A 21304-nucleotide genomic window follows, 5' to 3' on the forward strand; every position below is an offset into this window, starting at 1 on the left:
TCAACACGAATCCCATTTATGAGCCTGACCGCTTAGGGGTTCGTGCATTCAAAATTCAGGAAATTAGAGGTTCACATGAAACTACATTACTTATATCCATTGCTTGCGTTGTTCACCGTTGGCTGTGCAAGTTCAGTCCCAAACAAAGAAGAAATCAAAAGCGTCGATTCAGATCATTACTTTGTCGATAGCCAGTTTGATGACGACATGGCGGGCATGTCGTGGATAGCAAAAGACAGTGCTTCACATCACTTTAATCAGTTCAAATTCAATAGTGTAGAGATTAAAAATGCAGGCATCGACAAGCGAGTATCGAAAGAGGTGCAAGAGCAATTCAAAGCACAAATTCTTACCAGTATGAACGACAAGTTGAAGCATAAACTGCAAGGATACGAGAACTCTATTTTGGCTAATAAAGTGCTCGATATTAGTGTTGATCTATATGGCATTGATGACATCCCTGAGGACATGCGTGTGACGGAGTTTATCCCTGTTGGTTCTATTATCGGTGCGGTTAAATACGCTGCGGGTACTCGAGATCGTTCAATTCGTGTGTTGGCAAGTGTCGACCTAAAAGATCATGATTCTTCAGAACTGATTGGCCGTCGTATCTTTGTGGTGAATGACAATGGTGTATTAGAGAACGAAAAGTCTGATATCACCATCGACATGCTTGATAAAAATATCGATCAAATCACCAAGCAAGCGGTCGATTTTGCTTTTGAAGTGACTTACCTAAACAAGAAGCAAGGTTAAGCTCGTGAACAGCGACAATAAAGCGGACAACAATAGACACGGCAGTTATAAAATCTACCGTCAGCTTGTTCTGTTAATGCTTAGCAGTAGTTTAAGCGTTCCTGCGTTTGCGAGTGATAGCAGCTACGAAGAATGTATTCTGCATTCATTAGCGAACGCGACAAACGAGCAAAGTGTAGAGTGGCTAAAGCAACAGTGTAGTTATGCAGTCGCTGATTCAGAAGCTGAAACTAAGGCTAAGGCTAAGGCTAAGGCTGCGGCTAAGGAAAGTGAGAACAGCACAAAAGTGCAAACCACTGAACTAACACCGGAACTGTCACCTGAACAAAAGATTTCGCGCTTGAAGTTGGAATACTCGACGGAAGACAACCCCTTCGTGATTACGCCTTATCGCTTAAACTATATTTTGCCAGTCACCCATATGACGAACGTCAACACTCAACCTTATGGCGATGAGCGATTCGGTGGAAAAGCGGATGACCTTAGTGATGAAGAGATAAAGCTGCAATTGAGTTTGAAGATCCCCGTGGTCGACGATGGTGTGTTCAATCAAGACGATAAGATCTATTTTGGTTTCACATTGAAGTCATTCTGGCAGGCATATTCATCCGATATCTCGGCTCCATTTAGGGAAACAAACTATCGCCCAGAAGTGTTCTATGAGACGCCTTTAGATATAGAGTCGACAGAAGGTGTATGGTTTTCTCGATTGGGGCTTGAACATGAGTCGAATGGTCGAACCGCCGAACTGAGTCGCAGTTGGAACCGTGTTTATGCGGGCTTGGGCTATATGGAAGATGACTTTGCGGTGTACTTTCAGCCTTGGTACCGGATACCAGAGTCGAGCAGCAGTGACGACAACCCTGACATCCAAGATTATCTAGGGCATTACGAATTATCGGGCGCTTATAAATGGGATGAGTTTGAGCTGTCTGCGTTGGGGCGTTACAACTTTCAAACTGGTTATGGTGGCGTTCAAACCTCACTTAGTTTCCCATTGTTTGGGCGATTAAAAGGGTATGTTCAGTACTACAAAGGCTACGGTGAAAGCTTGATTGATTATGACTATAGCAGCGAGCGAATCGGCGTTGGTATTCTGCTGACCAACGCCTTATAGAACGTCTGCTTTGGAGTTGTACTTTGGAGCCTATCGAGATAAAAGCACCGCCGAGAATGGCGGTGCATTGAAATTAGCGTTGCGGTGTTTGAGGTGAGAATGAAGGCGTTTGAACTATTTTACTATCTCGACTTTCGACTCAATTTCAGAGATGTTGCTATTGAAGAACAAGGTCTGCGCGACTTTCAGAACGACCGGATAACCGGATTCCAAAATGGTTTCATAATAGTACTCTTCGGCAGCAGCAGGGTTGCCTTTCGACTCTTCCAATTTTGCCAAGATAATCATCGACATGACGTTGTATTCACTTCTCGGTATCAAGGTCATGTAACGCTCGGCGGCGTTCGGGTTATCTTGGGTGAGCGAGTAGGCAGCCAATGCATCGTATATGCGATAAGAGGTTGGATTGTTCTCTGCTAAAAGAAGCTTCTTGCCGAACCGATCGTTAAGCTTTTGAACCAGCTTTTCCTTTTGTGAAGACTTCAACAAAAAGATGTCCGCAAGCTCATACAAATATCGGCTCGACATTACAAAGTGATTGTCAGGTTCAAGCTCGTTGGCGGCGATGATCTTTTTCAAGGTATCAGTTCTGTCCAATGTCATGAAGGTCAAACCAAGTGATTCAAGAGTCAGTTGTAGCGCTTCTTCTTGCTTAGGTAACTCAGAAATCTGTTGTCTTAAAATGGACTTTTGGATGTCGATATTAAATGAGTCCAATAAATCGTCGAGCATGTTACGCATAGTGGTGTGCAGTGAAGAAGCATCAATCAGGTAATCACGGCCTAAATGTTTGAAGTTGGAGATGCGGTTGAAATAGGTAATGTCCAAGTACTCTCTATCGCCATCAACTTTTCTTTTAAAGCTGACCACGTTAGCGGAGTTTGGCACCAAGGTTTCATCGACCACGATGCGAAAGTCACGATAGGTCGTAAGGTAGCTCATCAATTTATGGACAATGCCGCGTTTAAAGGCATCATTTTTCAAACTCTCATCAATTCTGACGTAGATATAGCGCGGTTCAAGTGACAAGTAATGAACCGAAGAGTGGGCCTTGTGGTTTTCAAGAACTTGGGCATTCGTTACTTGATTTGTCTTGTCAGTCGTCTCCGAAGAGCGGCTTTCAGAATCAAAGAGATCAGTCATGCCATTAACGGATGAGCTTGCGTCATTGTCGGAAGATGAAGCTGTATATGAGGACGAAGTTGATGACTGTGAACTCCACCAAAACACACCAATGGCGATGACAATAGCGCTTACCACGATAGCCAAGCGAAAGGGTTTTCTCTGTTTTGTTTCTGGCTTTGTGGTGGTGTCGTTCCTTGTCGCTGTACTTTTTGTATTGCTGGCAGAAGGCTGAGCTGATCCATTTGTTAGATCATTAGAGTTAACTGTTTTACTCGATGCTTCATCCCGATTAGGTTGGATATTGGAAAGCGGTGTTTGGTTATTTGGTGTATTGTCGCGATGATTCTGTAAGTTTTGAGTTCGATGATTTTCAGTTTCAGCTTGGTTTTGGTTTTGGTTTTGGTTTTTGTCTTGGGCATGAGCACGAGGCACTTGTTCATGAAGGGCTTTTGAATCGTCAACTTCATCGTGACTTATGGGTTGGTCAGCAATGACCGCCGCCCCATTGATTGGTTGAGGTGAATCTTGTTGCGTCTTCATTGAAGAGTCGAAAATAGATGCAGATTCGGGTTGTTCAGTATTTTCATATACATCGGAAACTGGCAAGGTCTTGGTCACCATTGAAGGGTGAATCAAAATGGTTTTCTGAACATCAACATCCAGCTTATATCCTCGCTTGGGTACCGTGATGATATAACCCATCGAGTGTCGCTCAGCCGATTTCAATGTTTTGCGTAATTCGAAAATAGCTTGAGTGATCACTTGATCCGTTAAGATCGACCCGTTCCAAACCTCATTAATCAACTCATCTCGTGAGAACACTATGTTTGGATTCTGGCAAAAGAAGTCCAGTAGTTTGGACAAACGGTTGTCGATAATCACGTCTTCGTTATCCATGATGAGCTTGTCTTCATCTGGGACAAACAACCACACGTCGAAAGAATACTGGATACGTTCTTTTTTCATAGCTACCGATACTAAGTCATTGTATTAAAATTACTTTAGTAGACAAGTTGGGGCAATTCAATCAAGCAATGTTCAATTGTGATAAGTGGTCGTGCTTTTGAGCCAATCAATGGTTGCTTGATAAATATGGCTTTTAATATTGAGACTTATTCGCATTTGTTGATCTGAGTGAAAGAACCAATTAGATTGTGTCGTTAGTATTAGGAACAACATCATTTTTTGAGGTATTTATGAGTACAGTCGTTGTATGGGGAGCGGGCAGTGGTTTGGGCGCTGCAATGGTCGAGCACTTTCATCAGCAAGGTTTTGAAGTGATTGCGATTGCTAGAAATCCAGAGAAGAACCCGCGCTTGGCAATTCTTGGCGTAACTTCACTTAGCTGTGATGCGACCGACAAACAACAAGTTGAGAAGACGATTGCTGAATTACCGAAATCGGCATTGGTTGTTTCAAGCATGGGCAGTTTTAGAGTAGATGTTCCGGTTGACTACATTGGCCACCGACATGTGATTGATGCTCTGGAAACGAATGAAATCAAACGCTTTGTGTTGGTGACGTCTTTAGGTTGTGGTGATTCATGGCAGTACCTATCAGAACGTTCTAGAAAAGGCTTCGGCGCTGCAGTTCGTGAAAAATCATTGGCGGAAGCTTGGTTAATGTCGAGCTCGTTGGATTACACGATTCTACGCCCAGGCGGCTTGCTAGACGGTGAGGTGACTGGTAACGGTGAACTTTCTCAGCAAGTGGAAGTGCATGGTGTGATTTATCGACAAGAAGTCGCACGACTTATTGAAACGTTATTAGCGAACGAAGCGAGTATCGGCCAGGTCTATCAATGTATCGATCCGACGGTTAAATATGGCTAATGCTATTAAAGCGTTGGTTAGAGAAATTTCTACCTATCTAGATACTTGCAAAGCCGTTTAGTGAGACTGAACGGCTTTTTGTTTGCTCCCTATATCTTTTGTTATTTCCTATCTATTGAATCCATTTCTTGTCGCTTTCTTATGTGAGAGTGCCGCTCTCTTAATCTAGATTAAGTTTTGCCTGCGATATTCTCTGTACTATCCGCTTGAATCAGTGCCCATCAGCAATGGGTAACTCGCAAAACGATTTTAATGAGGATTAGACTTGAGTACTTTGTTTACAGAAACCCGCATTGGCACCATGACATTGAAAAACCGCTTCATGAGAAGTGCGACGTGGGAAAATATGGCGACAGAAGATGGCCATATGACAGATAAACTTTACGCTATCTATGAAGAGTTGGCTCAAGGTGAGGTTGGCTTGATCGTGACGGGTTACGCGAACATCGTTGAAGAAGAGAAGCCTAACGCAGGCATGATGGGCATGTATAACGACTCGTTTATCGAGGAGTATAAAAAGCTAACTCAACTGGTTCACGACAACGACTCTAAAATCGTGATGCAACTGGCTTATGGCGGTACCAAAACCACGTATGACCTTGGCGAACGAGTAATCTACGCACCAAGTGAAGTTCCAGAAAAAGGAACTCAAACACTGGGCAAAGCGATGACCAAAGACGAAATTGGTTACATTGTTGATGCGTTTGCCAAAGCGTCACTAAGAGCTAAACAGTCGGGCTTTGATGGTGTTGAGATTCATGCGGCACACACGTACTTGATCAACCAGTTCTTAAGCCCTTACTATAACCAGCGTGAAGATGAATACGGCGGTAGCTTAGAAAATCGCATGAGATTCTTGCTTGAGATCTACACGGCAACACGCAAGTTGGTGGGTGATGATTTCCCTATCTTGGTTAAACTAACAGCCTCTGAATTTTTCGAGGGTGGCGTGACCTTTGATGAAACGCGTTTAGTGTGTAAAAAGCTAGAACAAGTGGGTGTTGATGGCATCGTGGTGTCAGGCAACATTCATGGCAAAGCCGACACCATGATTGGCGAGTCACACGATGGCTTTACCATTCAAGCTGAAGGTTACTTCCATGAGTATGGCCATGCAATTAGCCAAGATGTCGACATTCCTGTTATCACGGTGGGCGGCTTAACCGATTTTGATGCCATTGAATCTATTGCAAATAACACGGGCATTGAATACTTCGCGCTCTCACGTCCACTACTTTCTGAACCGCACCTAGTGAAGCGTTGGAAAGAGGGTGACCGAAGCCCTGTTGAATGTGAACGATGCTCCAAGTGTCGTACTAAGCGCGGTAACTTCTGTGTGGTAAACAAAGACAGAAAAGTACAGCTAGCTCGCATGTAGTCGATGACCCCAGATCCAAGTCTGAGTCTAAACGTGAGCCTGTGTAACACCGCAGGCTCATGTTTCTCTAGCCTTCCATTTATCGATATTTGTAACCTTATTAATCACATCTCTCGCTTATTGAATGTTCCTTTTGTTTATCTATGCAGCAGTTACTATCAATTTCAGCAAATATTTGCTCTTCATCGTTGACCTTACCCTAAGGGGAACCTTTATAGTTGTCTTATAAATTTAAAGGTTAGCTATGACAAACACACTCCGAACAACTTGGATTACTGTTTTCAGCATCATCGCGATGTTGATGTCTAGCTATGCCTCAAGCTCATCAGCCATGATGACTGAAGTAATGATGATGGAAATGAGCTCGAGTAAATCGGCTTGTTACCACAGCGATACGTCGATTAATGATTCAATGGCAGGATGTCATGTGACGAGTGATGATGCACACGCTGAACACTCTAATATGAGTGCCCATGACTTGATGGTTCAATGCGATATGTCTTCAATGAACGAAGACGGCAGTCACATGATGGGTAACCATTGTTCGAGTGCCGATTGTTGCGCCTCAGTTTGCTCTGCGACTTCTTATCCAATTCAGGCTGTTCAAGCCGCCAATCCATATGTCTCTTCTTTAGCTCGTTTTCAATCTGTCATTATCGGGCAGAAAGTCGCACGCGCTCAATCTTTATTACGCCCACCCACCGCATAAATCTATATCTAAAAACATAGCGATATCAGAGTCATAAATCTGATACGCCAATCTTTTATACGCGTTATTTAACGCTAGATATGGACATTCATTGTGAATATAAAACCAACAACCTCTGTGTTTGGAATAAACGCGAGTGTCGTGGTCGCTACTGCCTTTGTTTCGAGTGCTGCTTTTATTTCAGCCAGTGCTTTAGCTTCGGATCCTGCTTCAACACAAGCGGAGCAACAAACCTCAACACAGCAACTCAATACATTGATTGAGATAGCATTGAGCCAAGACAGCAATCGCAAACAGTACTTTGCTCAGTCGCAAGCGATGCGAGAAACCGGTATTGCCAGCGCGACCTTAATGGATCCGAAATTGAAAGTCGGATTTGGCGGACTGCCAGTCGATAGCTTCCAGTTTGATGAAGACCCGATGACCAACATTTCGGTCGGTCTAATGCAGCAATTCGAGCGTGGCGACACGCTAGACCTCCAGCAGAAAAAAGCGGGGCAGCAAGCGGATGGTTTGGCTCTTCAAGTGCAGGCTCGCGAACTGACCATCGCAAATAGCATGACGCAGCTTTGGGTTGAATTGGGTTACCAACAAGTTGCAGAAAGCATCATCAATGAGAATCGACGCTTATTGGTTGAGCTAGAGAACTATGTGCAAACCAATTACTCGATAGGTAAAAGCGAAGCGCAAGATCTACTTAATGCGCAGCTTCAAGTTAGTAAGCTTGATGAGAAACTGCAAGCCAACCAGCAAGTTCAACGCCGTCTAATCTCTCAACTGTCTGAGTGGCTCGGTTCTGACTGGCTAGGGACTCAAGCTATTGGAGCTCAGGCTCTTGATTCTCAGGGCGTACTTAATGCAAATAATCAAATTGATTGGTCGTTATTAGAAAGTAAATTGGCGACTAACAACGATGCAACCAAGCATTATCAACTGTTGATGGATCATCCGCTCGTTAAGATCACAGAAGCGACTATATCATCCAATCAAACTCAAGTAGAGCTAGCTGAGCAAGCGTATACGCCTCAGTTTGGTGTGGAAGTGATGTATGCCCATCGACAAGCGAACAACATGGCTGGCGAACCTGCCTCTGATCTTGTCAGTGCTTATCTAACGGTTGATATCCCACTGTTTACGGGCAACCGACAAGACAAGAACTTGTCTGCGGCTCAGTACCAAGTTGGCGCGGCTAAATCCCAAAAAGACACCTTACTTTCCCAAATGAACGCGCAAGTGAATGCGTTATTAGTAGATAGGTCGAACCTTATTCAGCGGTTAGATCGTTACCAAAGCACCTTGCTTCCTCAAACTGCCGCTCGTATTAGTGCGGTGGAAAGAGGCTATCAAAACAACACCGCGCAATTTAATGACGTTATTTCAGCAACGGCAGATGAGCTTGCTTTGAAACTAGAGCAACAGCGTTTGATTACCGATCTCAACATCGTAAATAGCAAACTGGCTTCACTGGTCAGTGGTTTTGGCTATCAAGTTAATCAACCGCAACTCAACTCCACCGTAACTCAAAACAACAGCCAATCAATAAAGGAATAGACAATGAATACAGTAAAAGTAGCGACTATCGCTTTATTGGTCGGTGGCGCATTAGGTTTTGGTGCAAATCACTTTCTCTTTAATTCAGCTCACGATATGTCGGCAATGGCTGCTTCTAGCGGGACAGGTTCAGCAGCAAGTTCAAGTGATGATCCTCTTTATTGGGTTGCACCGATGGACCCAAATTATCAGCGTGACAAGCCGGGTCAGTCTCCTATGGGGATGGATTTAATTCCTGTTTATGCGGATGACTTAAGTGGAGGATCAGACAAGGCAGGAACCGTATTTATCGACCCGTCGGTAGAAAACAATCTTGGTGTCAAAACAGCGAAAGTTAACTTCGAAGCACTGTCTCCTCGGATTGAAACGGTTGGTTATGTGGCGTTTGATGAAAGTACATTGTGGCAAACCAACGTAAGAGCAGCTGGCTGGGTTGAGAAGCTTTATATCAATGCTGTCGGTGAGAAGGTGAACAAGGGCGATGTGCTGTTCACACTTTATTCTCCAGAGCTGGTTAAGGCACAAGAAGAGTTACTTAGTGCGTACAAAACGGGTCGCAAAGGACTAATCAAAGGTTCCACCGAGCGCTTGATTACTTTGGGTGTCGATAAAGCTCAGATTCGTTCGATCACTCGCCGAGGTAAAGCCTCGCAAACCATAGAAATCAAAGCGCCTGCGGATGGCGTTATCGCTAGCCTCAACATTCGTGAGGGTGGTTATCTTTCGCCAGCTCAAGCAGTTATCAGTGCCGGGCCTTTAGATGAAGTTTGGGTTGATGCTGAAGTGTTTGAACGCCAAGCACACTGGATCTCGTCGGGCAGTAATGCAGAGATGACACTGGATGCGATTCCCGGTAAGGAGTGGCAGGGCAACGTTGATTATGTCTACCCAATCCTAGACCCAAAAACTCGAACGTTACGTGTTCGTTTGAAGTTCTCGAATCCTAATGGCGAGCTCAAACCGAATATGTTCGCCAATATTGCGTTGAAACCAATCAGTGATGATGCCGTGCTCACCATTCCAAGATCATCGGTTATCCATTCAGGTGGCATGACTCGAGTGGTGTTGTCCGAAGGAGAGGGCAAATACCGTTCAGCACGCATTGAAGTCGGGCGTGAAGCTGGCGAGAAAATCGAGGTGTTGCAGGGGCTCACACAAGGCGAACACATTGTTACTTCCGCGCACTTCATGTTGGACTCTGAATCTAGCCAATCCGCTGATTTGTCACGAATCAATGGCGTTGAAGAGCAAGCCGAAACGGTTTGGGCAAAAGGTGAAATTGCAGATGTGATGCAAGGCAGCCGTATGGCGACCATCAATCACCAACCTGTTCCTGAATGGGATTGGCCGGGCATGGTGATGAATTTCACCTTCGCAGAAGGCTTAGATATGGCCGACGTGAAGCGTGGGCAAGTCGTTGATTTTGAGATGATGAAAACAGAGTCAGGCCAGTATGAAGTTGTTGATTACAAGGTGAGCGAGCATCAAATGGCTGGCGAAGTGTGGGTGAAGGGAAACATCACTATGCTGATGGCAGACTTCGGAATGATCACGGTAAATCACAAGCCAGTGCCTGAGTGGGATTGGAAAGCAGGTGAGATGAACTTCCAAGCGAGTGAAGACCTCGATTTATCCGAGTTTGCTGAGGGTCAAACCATCCGGTTTCTAGTGGCGAAACAGGGCTCGGATTATGTGCTCAAGTCTCTCGAACCGACGAATAGCACAGGTGAGGGCACATTATGATCAATGCAATCATTCGTTGGTCCATCAGTAACCGATTCTTGGTTCTGGTCGCGACGGTCGCTATCGTGTTTGGCGGGTTATACAGCGTTAAAAATACACCTGTCGATGCGGTTCCTGATCTGTCTGATGTTCAGGTAATCATCAAGACCAGTTATCCGGGTCAAGCGCCACAAGTGGTTGAGGACCAAGTAACGTACCCACTCACCACTGCGATGTTAGCCGTGCCGGGAGCCGAAACGGTTCGTGGTTACTCGTTCTTTGGTGATTCCTACGTCTATATCATCTTCAATGATGATACTGATATGTATTGGGCGCGCTCTAGGGTATTGGAATATCTAAGCCAAGTAGCACCTAACTTGCCATCAAGTGCCAAGCCAACATTAGGGCCAGACGCAACTGGTGTGGGCTGGGTTTACAGCTATGTACTGCAAGACAAAACTGGTAAGCACGACTTAGCAGAGCTTCGTAGCCTGCAAGATTGGTTCTTGAAATACGAGCTGCAAACCGTCGATGGTGTGTCTGAAGTCGCGACTGTCGGTGGCATGGTGAAGCAGTATCAAGTACAGATTGATCCTGCCAAATTACGTGCTTACGACCTAACGCTTCAGCAAGTCAACAAGGCAATCCAAGATGGCAACCAAGAAACGGGTGCCTCAGTGGTTGAGATTGCTGAAGCGGAGCACATGGTTCGTACCACTGGCTACCTCACAAGCATTGAAGACATTCAATCACTGCCACTAAAAGTGACCGATAAAGGTACACCGCTGTTATTGGGTGATATTGCTGACATTAACCTTGGCCCGCAGATGCGTCGGGGTATCTCTGAGCTCAATGGTGAAGGCGAAGCGGTTGGTGGCGTTATCGTGATGCGCTTTGGTGAAAATGCGAGTGAAGTGATTGATTCTGTTAAGAGTAAACTTGCAGAGCTGCAAGCCGGTTTACCCGATGGCGTTGAAATTGTCGCGACTTATGACCGTTCAACCTTGATTGATTCTGCGGTTGAAAATCTATGGAAGAAACTGGCTGAAGAGTTCATCGTGGTTGCGGTTGTGTGTGCGCTGTTCTTGTTCCATATCCGCTCGTCGTTGGTTATCGCGCTTAGCTTGCCTGTCGGTATCTTAGGTGCGTTTATCGTGATGCATTGGCAGGGCATTAACGCCAATATCATGTCCCTCGGTGGCATCGCGATTGCGATTGGTGCCATGGTCGATGGCGCGATCGTAATGATAGAGAACGTTCACAAGCACATAGAACGAACGCCTCTGACTGATAAAAACCGTTGGCAGGTGATTGGTAAGGCTGCAGAAGAAGTTGGCGCACCGCTGTTCTTCTCGTTGATTATCATTACTTTAAGCTTTGTTCCTGTATTCGCATTAGAAGGGCAAGAGGGCAAGATGTTCTCACCACTCGCGTTTACTAAAACGTATGCAATGGCGGCGGCTGCAGGTTTGGCTATCACATTGGTTCCTGTGTTAATGGGGTATTTCATTCGTGGAAATGTGCTACCTGAACATAAAAACCCAGTGAACCGTAGTTTGGTAGCGATGTACAAACCGCTTCTGAATCTCAGCCTCAAGTATCCAAAGGTGATGATTGTTATTGCTCTTGGTTTGATGGCGTCTGCGTATTACCCAACCAGCAAGCTTGGCAGCGAGTTCATTCCTCCTTTGGACGAAGGTGACTTGATGTACATGCCGACCACTTATCCGGGGATCTCGATAGGTAAGGCGCGTGAACTACTCCAGCAAACCAACAAGTTAATCAAAACCATCCCAGAAGTTGAAACCACATGGGGCAAAATTGGACGAGCAGAGACCGCAACCGATCCTGCACCACTGACCATGATTGAAACGGTTATTCAGCTTAAACCTCGCGATGAATGGCGTGACGGTGTCACTACGGAGTCGCTACGTAAAGAGTTCGATGATCTGATTCAGTTCCCCGGTTTAACGAACGCGTGGGTTATGCCAATCAAGACTCGTATCGACATGCTATCGACCGGTATTAAAACACCAATCGGAATCAAGATAGCAGGGTCAGATCTGAGTGTTATCGAGGATATTGGCTCTCAGCTGGAGCCTATCTTAAATGGTGTAAGTGGCACGGCTTCTGTGTATGCCGAACGTGTGGCTGGTGGACGTTATGTGACGATAGACATCAAGCGACGCTCTGCTGCTCGTTACGGATTAAGCATCAAAGAAGTGCAGCAGGTTATTTCGACTGCAGTTGGCGGTATGAATGTCGGCGAAACGGTAGAAGGGCTGGAGCGTTACCCAATTAACGTCCGCTACCCGCAAGATTACCGTGACTCTGTGGTGAAGTTGCAGAACTTGCCACTCGTTACGCCAAACGGTGCTCGTATCGCGCTGTCTGACGTCGCTGATATTCGTTACGAAGATGGCCCACCAATGATCAAAACAGAGAATGCGCGTCCTAATGGCTGGGTATTTGTGGATATTGATGGGCGTGACCTTGGTTCTTACGTGGCAGAAGCGCAGCAAGTCGTTGCTGACCAAGTTGTATTACCGGCGGGTTACTCGCTCGCTTGGTCGGGTCAATACGAATACATGGAGCGTGCGAAGGATCGTTTGAGTGTCGTTGTGCCAATCACCATCGCTATCATCATGCTGTTACTTTACTTGAGCTTCCGACGAGTCGGTGAAGTGATGATGATCATGGCAACACTTCCTTTGGCTATGGTGGGTGGACTGTGGTTGATGCATTACCTCAATTACAACTTCTCTATCGCAGTGGGCGTTGGTTTCATCGCATTAGCCGGCGTTGCGGTCGAGATAGGTGTGATCATGTTGGTGTATCTCAATCAAGCGTGGCACTACAAAAAGCTCGATGCAGAAGAGAACCAACAAACACTTCAACAAGCTGACCTAACGGATGCCATCCGTGAAGGGGCAGGGCTTCGTGTTCGTCCAGTAATGATGACGGTTCTTACGGTGATCATTGGCCTAATTCCAATCATGTATGGCGAAGGAACGGGCTCTGAAGTGATGCAACGAATTGCCGCGCCGATGATTGGCGGAATGGCGTCTGCGTTATTGCTCACGCTATTGGTGCTCCCAGCAATATTTAAGCTTTGGAAGCAGCGTGAGATTACCCGCAGCCAAAACGAGACAAACAAATAACGTATTGATTATTAGCCCTTACTTACCAAAACAGAGTGAGTAAGGGCGTACCACATGAACATGTGAAACTAACAAATAAATAACTGAATTATTCTAAGGAACGATCATGAAAAAGACACTTATTGCGATTGCACTGACATTAACTACTGCAACGGCTTTTGCTGAAATGGACCACTCAGCTGTTGACCATTCAAGCATGGACCACTCGATGATGAAGAGTGGAGAGATGGATCATTCAAAAATGGATCACAGCATGATGAAGGATGGAAATATGGACCATTCGAAGATGATGAATATGGATGGAATGATGGACATGGAAGGTATGTCAGAAGTTGGGATGCCAGCTCAAGGCGCAAAACCGGATAAAGTGGTTCATGTCCTACTGAGCGATGACATGAAAATCACCTTTAAGAACAAGGTTGATATTGAGCCGAACGACGTGGTGCAGTTCGTTGTGATGAACACAGGCAAGATTGACCACGAATTCTCGATTGGTTCTGCCTCAGAGCAGTTAGAGCATCGAGAAATGATGAAAAATATGGGTAACCACGCTCATGACTCGGGCAGTACAGTCACAGTTAAGCCGGGCAAAGCGAAGCAGATGCTTTGGCATTTCCACGGTGATAATCAAGTCGAATTTGCCTGCAATATTCCAGGACACGCGGAAGCGGGCATGACGAAGTCGATAACGCTTTAGGCATTATCTAATAGAGTTAGAAATAGCTGCTAGAAAAGTACTAAAAACAGAAAGCTAAAAGATAAGTCTTAGCTCATCGCGCTAGTTGAGACTTATCTTTCTTGGCCACTACTGTAATAGGATCGATGTTTCCAGCAGGTGGTGAGCTTCGCCACTGAGGTGTGGTAGCTCTGACATTATTTTCTTAAGCTTGTCGTCGATCGAGTCCACTTCATTCAAAGAACGAAACGCAAGCACGGCCTGTTCTGGTTCGCTACTCACATAACCTTTCAACGTATTAAGCTGAATTTTGTTCGCATTTTCGACTTTTGATAATGCGACATTGATTGCTTCGATGTTGATTGTTAACTCATTGCTTTTAAACATTTTTAATTATTTTGGGGTTGTTGCTAATGCGCGCACATTAACACAACCGTTTTTTAGGATATTGACCAAGATTATTAAACCAGCATTTTTGTGAAACTCTTGGCTAAATCAAAAGTACCGTCACAAACTCGTTTTGGCTATCCATGCAATTGATTCATGAGCTTGTTCCTTAGTGTTAAATATCACAAGAAATCATAAGATTTATTTTTACGAGTCTGTTTTTTGCGAATGTTAACTCTCTATTATTGAATCTATTTAGTTAGTTTCCTTGGATATATGAAACATTTCTAAGGAAGAATGATGCAAAAAGGAACGTTATCTCTCGCGATTGTCATGATTTTATCTTCTGGATCGATACACGCAGAAGAGCAGATTAGAAATAGTAACTTCGAAGCCAATATGAATGGTTGGTGGAATGCAGGAGCCGATGTAACAACAGAAAACAACGAAGCTTGTATTGATATTAAAAACCCGGGGAACAATTCTTGGGATGTAATTTTAGGCCACAGCGGTATTGGTTTAGAGCAAGGCCAGAAATATCAGGTATCGTTCGATATATATGCAAATACTGATACTGAGATGAAAGCCTTGATCCAACATGAAGGGCCTCCTTATACGCATTATTTTCTAAGTGACGTGGGTGTATCAATAGACAAGCAAAGCTATACGTTTGATTTTGTGCAAGAACTTGAGAGTGACGCCGATACAGAATTCCAGTTTCAATTAGGAGCACAGAAAACGGGTGTCATCTGTGTTGATAACGTTTCTGTTGTAGGTAAGCCATTTGTAAAAGTAGCGACTAAGATGCCTATTCGAGCTAACCAAGTTGGCTTCTTACCTCAATCCGACAAGTATATCTTTGTTGAAAACTCGTCAACTGAACCTCTTAAATGGACATTAGTATCTCATTCTGGGATCAGCCTCGACCTCGGTAAAACAGAAGTGTTCGGCCTGAATAAAGCGTCGGGTGAGCACATTCACCGATTTAACCTTTCAAATTATACAGAGACAATGAACGGATTAACGATCAAAGTCGGCGATGATGTCAGTTATCCATTCGATATTAGAAGCGATGTTTATAGCCAGTTAAAGCTCGATGCTTTGTCTTATTTTTATCAAAATCGTAGCGGTATAGATATAAAACCTGAGTTCGTTCAACGCGACGATCTCGCGAGGCCTGGTGGCCACATGTCCGACAGGGTGACATGTTTTGATAAAGTCGATAGTTGGGGAAATAGATGGCCTGGCTGTGATCTGACTATTGATGCAACCGGTGGTTGGTACGATGCGGGCGACCATGGTAAGTACACAGTAAATAGTGGTATTTCAACTTGGACGCTCCTGAATTTATATGAGCGAGGCAAGTTCTTAGAGAACAAATCACTTCCGTTTTCTGATGGGAAAGTAAAAATCCCTGAAGCAAATAACGGTGTGAATCCGCTGTTGTCTGAAGCGCGCTGGAACATAGAGTTCATGTTGGCGATGCAAGTTGACTCTGACACGCCAATAGCCGTTCCTGTTGGTAATCAGTCTGCCAGTAAACAGCTAAAACTTACCGAGATTAACGCGAGAGGGCTGGCATTCCACAAGATCGCAGATGAGTCTTGGACTGGCATGCCATTACCGCCACACAAAGATACTCAGAAACGTTATGTTGGTTATCCTACGACAGCGGCCTCATTAAATTTGGCCGCAATTGGCGCTCAGTGCGCACGTATTTGGAAAGATATCGACAGTGATTTCTCGGAGTTATGTTTGGATTCAGCGACCAAAGCATGGAACGCCGCAAATCAACATCAAGATATCTATGCTTACGACAACTTCACAGGTTCTGGGCCGTATGATGATATTGAATTGAGTGATGAGCGATACTGGGCTGCGGCCGAGCTCTTTATCACAACCAATGAAGAGGTTTACAAAAAAGTATTGATTGATTCTCCACACTATCTTGAAGTGCCGAAGGGGAACATCAACGCCGATGGTGACATGTACTGGCAGTATATAGCGCCTGCGGGCACCGTGAGTTTAGCCGTGGTACCTAACTCATTGGACAGCCAAGTTATTGAACAAGCACGTAAGAACATCATTAAAACGGCAGAATCTTATACCAAGCAAGTTGCCAATGAAGGCTACAACATCCCTTATACAGTCGAAGAGTATTCGTGGGGCTCAAACTCTAACCTTGTAAACCGAAGTATTTTTTTGATTTACGCTCACGATTTTTCTAATGATGTTCGATACATCAAAGCGGCGGCTAGTGCGATGGATTATATCCTCGGAGGTAACCCGATGAATATCTCTTATGTTACTGGTTATGGAACGAAACCTGCTGAGAATCCTCATCATCGATTCTGGGCTTACGCTGCTGATGAAAGTTCACCAAAACCAGCGCCGGGTGCGTTAATTGGAGGCCCAAATTCGGTAAGTTTTAGTGATCCTATTGCCGCTGTGATGAAAGGTAAATGTGTTGGACAAACGTGTTACAGCGATAATATTGGAGCTTGGACGTTGAACGAGATAACCATCAACTGGAATGCGCCACTAGTATGGGTTACTTCTGCTTTAGATGAAGGGCAGCTTGATTGAGGTAATCAATTAAATTAAGAATATTCAAAGAGTAATATCATTTGGTATTGCTCTTTTAAATACAAAAAATCACACAATGAAGTGCGCAGTTCTAATTGTTTTAGGTTTTGAAGCTAAGATGAGATGGAAAATCTAAAGGGATATTGTAAATAAAGAGAATTTGAAACTAAAGAAAAGTTGGAGCGTGCAGCGGGAATCGAACCCGCATCATCAGCTTGGAAGGCTGAGGTAATAGCCATTATACGATGCACGCACACTGTCTTATGAGTAAGACTGAGGCATCAAGAAGACTGGAGCGTACAGCGGGAATCGAACCCGCATCATCAGCTTGGAAGGCTGAGGTAATAGCCATTATACGATGTACGCACATCGTCTTAACGAGTTTGATAATGCCACATCTAACTGAAAACGAAACCTTTTTCTTTCATTTTTATTCTAAGTGCTCGCATAACCACCACTACGCTAGTTTTTCAATCATATCTGCCGGTTTGAGAGTGAATAAAATGTGACTAAACTCTCGTTAAGCTCAAGGTTTAACGTCGCAGTTAGTTTATTATTTATTGAGAGGGATTTTGGGATGAATTTATAACCCGATATTGAATGTTATTTCCTCAGCAACGCAGGCAAACTCTGAGATTAAACGTGTTAACACAATCGTGATTTAAGCCAAATTTATAAGTGCGTTTATAACAATGTGGATGCATGGTTTTAACTTACGAATGATTCGTATTATTCACTAAACTAATCCCAAATGAGTAGAGTGATACACGCCTCTGTGCGTTCGCAGAAAAAAGTAACGAATTTAGTTGATAATTCACGCAAAAGTCTCGTCATTCCGTCTGTCGTTTGGTACATTTGCCGCACATTTTGTCTCGCCTAAAATACCCATGCCTTCTCAGTTCAGAATTAACAAAATTGTTGAAATTGGTGACACTCTTCACCGCAGCGGTTGTGCTCCCTATAAGCTTGAAAAGTACACACAATTCTATGCAAAAAAGCATGGTGTGGATGTGATGATCCAAGCAACGCCAACTGCTATTAACTATCAATTTCCAGACGATAACAACGCCGTTATTCTTAAGCGTCTAAAGCCTGCGTCAATTAACCTGAGTTTGTTGGCCAATACCATCATTCGTATTAACCAGCCAAGCAGTGAGCCTGTACCAGAGCCTGTCGGTTACTCTAAATTTGTTACCGCACTAGCTAATATGGGCATTCCACCTGCGTATTTGATGCTAGTCGGCAGTACGTTGGAAGCGGTTGGCTTTTCTGCGTTATTGGGTTTGATGGTTTGGGTATGTCAGCAAGTGCTGCATTCACGTCGCGCAATTGCGGTTGAATTTATCTCTGCATTATTGACGGGTATCTTTGTGGCGTTTTTGGCAAGCACTGGTTTGCCAATCCCTGTGTGGGCGTTGTGTATTGCGTCAATCGTCTTGTTCGTCCCCGGATTATCGATAGCCAACGCATTAGAATGTTTGGCCTTCAACGATCTCGTCTCTGGTACTAGTTTACTAGGGCAGAGTGCCTTAACGCTGATCAAGCTGTTTGTCGGGATTATCATGGGTCTCAATATTGGTGAAGCGATATGGGGACAAGCGGTTTCTATCGACTATACCAATGCGGTACCAGTGTGGATGCACATATCAGGCTTGGTGTTGATCTCTGTGTCTATCGGTGTGATGTTCAATGCTCGCCCTAAAGACATCTTACTTGGCTTGCCAGTTGCGGTTCTGGGTATGTGGGGTCCATTCTATCTAGGTTTTGATAGTGGTTGGGTTGTGGGTACTTGGGTAACCACCGTTCTTATTACTTTGTACGGCACTTGGATTGCTAAAAAAATGGAACTCACTGGGTCTATTTACATCGTGCAAGGCATTATCATTTTGGTTCCGGGTAGCCGTGTATTAGTGAGTGCCAGCCAATCGGTGTTCGAGCAGTCAATCTTGCCGATCCCAAGCATTGGTTTATCGGCGTTGTTTATGTTCTCCGCGATTGTGGCAGGACAAATCACGGCATATTCGATCTACTCGCCAAAAGTAGAGCGTTAATCTGACTAGATTACTGGTGCCGCTCAGGTAACCTCGTTTCTTAAACAAACGCAGCTTAATGGCTGTGTTTGTTCGTTTTAGAGCCGCTCTTTTCCTACTTTAAGTTTATCTTCAGACAATCTGGTAGATTTGTACTCGCTAAGCCTAGCAAGAGTCATTAAAATGGACGCAAATTCTATTTAAATGAAGTATTAACGTATGTCTTTACCTCCTTGTCCGCAATGCCAATCTGAATATGTCTACCCAGACCAAAACAACCTAATCTGCCCTGAGTGTGCCTATGAATGGAATCCGGAAGAAGAACGTTTAGAAAGAGAAGCTGCGCGTGTTAAGGACGTGAATGGTGTTGTATTAGAAAGTGGCGATAAAGTTACCTTCATTAAAGACCTAAAAATTAAAGGCAGTTCTTCTGTACTGAAAATAGGCACCAAAGCGGTAATCAGACGTATCAATGAAGGCAAAGATCACCAACTAGACTGTAAGCTTGATGGTGGCGGTGAAATGCTTGTGACAGCTAAATACGTGAAAAAGCAGTAACCATTCTTTCGAACTATTGTCGTAAATCTTCAATATTATTAGGCCGTTTCTGAGCATACTGACTAGCAAACAGAGTCAAATTCAAACGTTAGAGAATCAAAATGATCAGAGAATACAGCGCAGCCGACACCGAAACGGTTCTAGATATTTGGCTCACGGCCTCCATTAAGGCACACAACTTTATGACGCCTGAATTTTGGGAGTCACAAGTGGGCAATATGCGCGATATCTACCTTCCTGCCTCACAAACCTATGTGTTCCAAGTTGATGGGGAAGTTCGTGGGTTTTATTCGCTTTATGAGGGGATATTGGCCGCGATCTTTGTCTGCCCTGAGCATCAAGGGAGTGGCACTGGGAAACAGCTTATGCAACACGCCAAGCTTGAATGCCCTAATTTGTCATTGAATGTGTACAAAGAGAATCAAGCGACCATTGAGTTCTACCTCTCTCAAGGCTTTAAGATCGTAAGTGAACAAGCCGATGAGCACACAGGACACCAAGAGTACACCATGTATTTAGCCTAGCGTTGGGCTTAGTGAATAGTTAGATGAGTATTAGGTAGGAATCGAAGTTATATGGATATAGTCAAAGCCGACATGGCGCACTCGAATGCGTTCCACCATTATGTAAAAGCTTGTATCGATGATGGACTCGAAATCTATACCGGTATTACCGATGGCAGTGATACTTACTTAGAAAGGCGAATAGCTTATTCAAAAGGTGAGTGTTTGCCAGAAGGGTGGACGCCAGCTTCTACTTACTTTTGTATCGAGTCTGGTCAGATTCTTGGCGTGATTAGAGTTCGTCACGGTACCAGTGAATACATTCATGACGTTATCGGGCACATCGGCTACGAGACTCTGCCACAAGTGAGAGGGCGAGGAGTCGCAAGTCACATGTTGTCTTGGGTTCAACGTCATATACTTATCGAAAGCGCTATTATTACCTGTGACTGCGACAATGTTGCTTCGCAAAAAGTGATTGAGAAGTGCGGCGGCCAGTTCTTAAATATCTTTTATTCAGAGCAAGATCAGCAAGAGGTGTTGCGTTATCAGCTAGACCCAAAATGAACACTAAAGCATGGCACTTGCTTATGTTCGCTTACTTTCCGTTAGCGAGATTTTATTAAATTGAAGCCACCATTGATGGTGGTTTCTTTGGTTATAGTTCATCGATTATTGTTGGAGATATTTTGAAGTATTCGACAAGACCTGCTCAGTCATCAGATTATGAATTTCTGTTCGAGCTAAAAAAGGCGGCTGAATTTGAGCCAATCAAGGCTGTTTTTGGCTGGGATGAGCAAGTTCAACGAGACATACACGCCGAAGAGTGGGAAGAAGAAAGGCCTGAAATCATTGAGTATCAGGGCAAAGCGATTGGCAGTGTGTTGATGCAAGATAAAGGTGACCACTTCTACTTTTGCCGATTCTTTTTGCTGCCTGAATATCATGGAAAGGGTATCGGTAGCCAAATCCTCACCGATTACTTAGCTCACGCAGATAAGCTCAGTAAGCCGGTTGAGTTGTGTTATCTGCAAGGTAATCGCGTTGGAGAGCTTTACTTAAGATTTGGTTTTGAAATCACCGCGCAAAACGACCAGTTTGTATATATGTGGCGTAAATAGACATTCATCCAAAATGGTCACACCGTGTCTGTAACTTGATAGGCACCTGAAACCCATCTAACGTAAAACCTTGTAAAGCTCCCTATGCTTGA

17 protein-coding genes and 2 tRNA genes are annotated in these 21304 nt (G+C 44.4%); 15 read left to right on the forward strand and 4 right to left on the reverse strand.

All coding sequences use genetic code 11. The features are described from left to right. Positions 1-75 precede the first annotated feature (75 nt). Both QUF19_RS23455 and QUF19_RS23460 read left to right on the forward strand, forming a co-directional pair. Complete coding sequence (locus QUF19_RS23455; RefSeq protein ID WP_286300185.1) at positions 76-756, forward strand: DUF3313 family protein; 681 nt, start codon at positions 76-78, stop codon at positions 754-756. Positions 757-832: 76 nt separating this feature from the next. Further along, positions 833-1873 carry a phospholipase A gene (locus QUF19_RS23460; protein ID WP_286303292.1) on the forward strand — a complete coding sequence of 347 codons (1041 nt, stop codon included), beginning with the start codon at positions 833-835 and terminating at the stop codon, positions 1871-1873. 114 nt (positions 1874-1987) lie between these two features. Here QUF19_RS23460 and QUF19_RS23465 read toward each other — a convergent pair whose 3' ends face one another. After that, positions 1988-3964 carry a winged helix-turn-helix domain-containing protein gene (locus tag QUF19_RS23465; protein WP_286300187.1) on the reverse strand — a complete coding sequence of 659 codons (1977 nt, stop codon included), beginning with the start codon at positions 3962-3964 and terminating at the stop codon, positions 1988-1990. A 230-nt stretch (positions 3965-4194) separates the two neighbouring features. Here QUF19_RS23465 and QUF19_RS23470 point away from each other — a divergent pair, with 230 nt between their 5' ends. The 7 genes from QUF19_RS23470 (at position 4195) to copI (ending at position 14048) form a co-directional block, all read left to right on the forward strand. After that, entirely contained in the window at positions 4195-4830 is a 636-nt protein-coding gene (locus tag QUF19_RS23470; protein ID WP_286300189.1) for an SDR family oxidoreductase, read from the forward strand. Positions 4831-5152: 322 nt separating this feature from the next. After that, positions 5153-6208 carry an NADH:flavin oxidoreductase gene (locus QUF19_RS23475; protein ID WP_286303293.1) on the forward strand — a complete coding sequence of 352 codons (1056 nt, stop codon included), beginning with the start codon at positions 5153-5155 and terminating at the stop codon, positions 6206-6208. A gap of 244 nt (positions 6209-6452) precedes the next feature. After that, the gene (locus QUF19_RS23480) at positions 6453-6917 is read left to right on the forward strand and encodes a hypothetical protein (RefSeq protein ID WP_286300191.1); all 465 of its coding nucleotides are present in this window, start codon (positions 6453-6455) and stop codon (positions 6915-6917) included. A gap of 99 nt (positions 6918-7016) precedes the next feature. Beyond that, on the forward strand, positions 7017-8468 hold the full coding sequence (locus QUF19_RS23485) for a TolC family protein (RefSeq protein ID WP_286303294.1): 1452 nt from the start codon (positions 7017-7019) through the stop codon (positions 8466-8468). 3 nt (positions 8469-8471) lie between these two features. Continuing rightward, on the forward strand, positions 8472-10211 hold the full coding sequence (locus tag QUF19_RS23490) for an efflux RND transporter periplasmic adaptor subunit (protein ID WP_286300192.1): 1740 nt from the start codon (positions 8472-8474) through the stop codon (positions 10209-10211). Then, positions 10208-13351, forward strand: coding sequence for an efflux RND transporter permease subunit (locus tag QUF19_RS23495; protein ID WP_286300194.1), 3144 nt, complete (start codon positions 10208-10210; stop codon positions 13349-13351). The genes QUF19_RS23490 and QUF19_RS23495 overlap by 4 nt, the downstream gene beginning before the upstream one ends. A gap of 106 nt (positions 13352-13457) precedes the next feature. Next, positions 13458-14048 carry a copper-resistant cuproprotein CopI gene (gene copI / locus QUF19_RS23500; protein ID WP_286300195.1) on the forward strand — a complete coding sequence of 197 codons (591 nt, stop codon included), beginning with the start codon at positions 13458-13460 and terminating at the stop codon, positions 14046-14048. 108 nt (positions 14049-14156) lie between these two features. Here copI and QUF19_RS23505 read toward each other — a convergent pair whose 3' ends face one another. Next, a complete protein-coding gene (locus tag QUF19_RS23505; protein ID WP_065104693.1) occupies positions 14157-14414 on the reverse strand; it encodes a hypothetical protein in 258 nt (85 codons plus the stop codon). 300 nt (positions 14415-14714) lie between these two features. Here QUF19_RS23505 and QUF19_RS23510 point away from each other — a divergent pair, with 300 nt between their 5' ends. Then, positions 14715-17000 carry a glycoside hydrolase family 9 protein gene (locus QUF19_RS23510; protein WP_286300199.1) on the forward strand — a complete coding sequence of 762 codons (2286 nt, stop codon included), beginning with the start codon at positions 14715-14717 and terminating at the stop codon, positions 16998-17000. Between the two features lie 178 nt (positions 17001-17178). Here QUF19_RS23510 and QUF19_RS23515 read toward each other — a convergent pair. Then, positions 17179-17253 (reverse strand) — tRNA-Gly (locus QUF19_RS23515). A 38-nt stretch (positions 17254-17291) separates the two neighbouring features. Then, positions 17292-17366: transfer RNA gene (locus QUF19_RS23520), tRNA-Gly, on the reverse strand. Between the two features lie 521 nt (positions 17367-17887). Here QUF19_RS23520 and QUF19_RS23525 point away from each other — a divergent pair. From QUF19_RS23525 to QUF19_RS23545, 5 genes are all read left to right on the forward strand, one after another. Then, on the forward strand, positions 17888-19051 hold the full coding sequence (locus QUF19_RS23525) for a threonine/serine exporter family protein (RefSeq protein ID WP_076654024.1): 1164 nt from the start codon (positions 17888-17890) through the stop codon (positions 19049-19051). Positions 19052-19249: 198 nt separating this feature from the next. After that, positions 19250-19588 carry a zinc ribbon domain-containing protein YjdM gene (locus QUF19_RS23530; protein ID WP_004731484.1) on the forward strand — a complete coding sequence of 113 codons (339 nt, stop codon included), beginning with the start codon at positions 19250-19252 and terminating at the stop codon, positions 19586-19588. A gap of 101 nt (positions 19589-19689) precedes the next feature. Continuing rightward, positions 19690-20112, forward strand: a complete 423-nt coding sequence (locus QUF19_RS23535; protein ID WP_286300220.1) for an N-acetyltransferase — start codon at positions 19690-19692, stop codon at positions 20110-20112. A gap of 51 nt (positions 20113-20163) precedes the next feature. Beyond that, positions 20164-20658, forward strand: coding sequence for a GNAT family N-acetyltransferase (locus QUF19_RS23540; protein WP_286300222.1), 495 nt, complete (start codon positions 20164-20166; stop codon positions 20656-20658). A gap of 122 nt (positions 20659-20780) precedes the next feature. Next, positions 20781-21212, forward strand: a complete 432-nt coding sequence (locus tag QUF19_RS23545; protein ID WP_286300224.1) for a GNAT family N-acetyltransferase — start codon at positions 20781-20783, stop codon at positions 21210-21212. Positions 21213-21304: the final 92 nt, after the last annotated feature.

The organism is Vibrio sp. FE10 (assembly GCF_030297155.1).
Taxonomy (GTDB): domain Bacteria; phylum Pseudomonadota; class Gammaproteobacteria; order Enterobacterales; family Vibrionaceae; genus Vibrio; species Vibrio apostichopi.

Excerpts from the sequence above, each read along its gene's own strand:
- QUF19_RS23455 (WP_286300185.1), top strand. The coding sequence starts at position 76 with ATGAAACTACATTACTTATATCCATTGCTTGCGTTGTTCACCGTTGGC.
- QUF19_RS23460 (WP_286303292.1), top strand. The coding sequence starts at position 833 with ATGCTTAGCAGTAGTTTAAGCGTTCCTGCGTTTGCGAGTGATAGCAGC.
- QUF19_RS23465 (WP_286300187.1), bottom strand. The coding sequence starts at position 3,964 with ATGAAAAAAGAACGTATCCAGTATTCTTTCGACGTGTGGTTGTTTGTC.
- QUF19_RS23470 (WP_286300189.1), top strand. The coding sequence starts at position 4,195 with ATGAGTACAGTCGTTGTATGGGGAGCGGGCAGTGGTTTGGGCGCTGCA.
- QUF19_RS23475 (WP_286303293.1), top strand. The coding sequence starts at position 5,153 with ATGAGAAGTGCGACGTGGGAAAATATGGCGACAGAAGATGGCCATATG.
- QUF19_RS23480 (WP_286300191.1), top strand. The coding sequence starts at position 6,453 with ATGACAAACACACTCCGAACAACTTGGATTACTGTTTTCAGCATCATC.
- QUF19_RS23490 (WP_286300192.1), top strand. The coding sequence starts at position 8,472 with ATGAATACAGTAAAAGTAGCGACTATCGCTTTATTGGTCGGTGGCGCA.
- QUF19_RS23495 (WP_286300194.1), top strand. The coding sequence starts at position 10,208 with ATGATCAATGCAATCATTCGTTGGTCCATCAGTAACCGATTCTTGGTT.
- copI (WP_286300195.1), top strand. The coding sequence starts at position 13,458 with ATGAAAAAGACACTTATTGCGATTGCACTGACATTAACTACTGCAACG.
- QUF19_RS23505 (WP_065104693.1), bottom strand. The coding sequence starts at position 14,414 with ATGTTTAAAAGCAATGAGTTAACAATCAACATCGAAGCAATCAATGTC.
- QUF19_RS23510 (WP_286300199.1), top strand. The coding sequence starts at position 14,715 with ATGCAAAAAGGAACGTTATCTCTCGCGATTGTCATGATTTTATCTTCT.
- QUF19_RS23525 (WP_076654024.1), top strand. The coding sequence starts at position 17,888 with ATGCCTTCTCAGTTCAGAATTAACAAAATTGTTGAAATTGGTGACACT.
- QUF19_RS23530 (WP_004731484.1), top strand. The coding sequence starts at position 19,250 with ATGTCTTTACCTCCTTGTCCGCAATGCCAATCTGAATATGTCTACCCA.
- QUF19_RS23535 (WP_286300220.1), top strand. The coding sequence starts at position 19,690 with ATGATCAGAGAATACAGCGCAGCCGACACCGAAACGGTTCTAGATATT.
- QUF19_RS23540 (WP_286300222.1), top strand. The coding sequence starts at position 20,164 with ATGGATATAGTCAAAGCCGACATGGCGCACTCGAATGCGTTCCACCAT.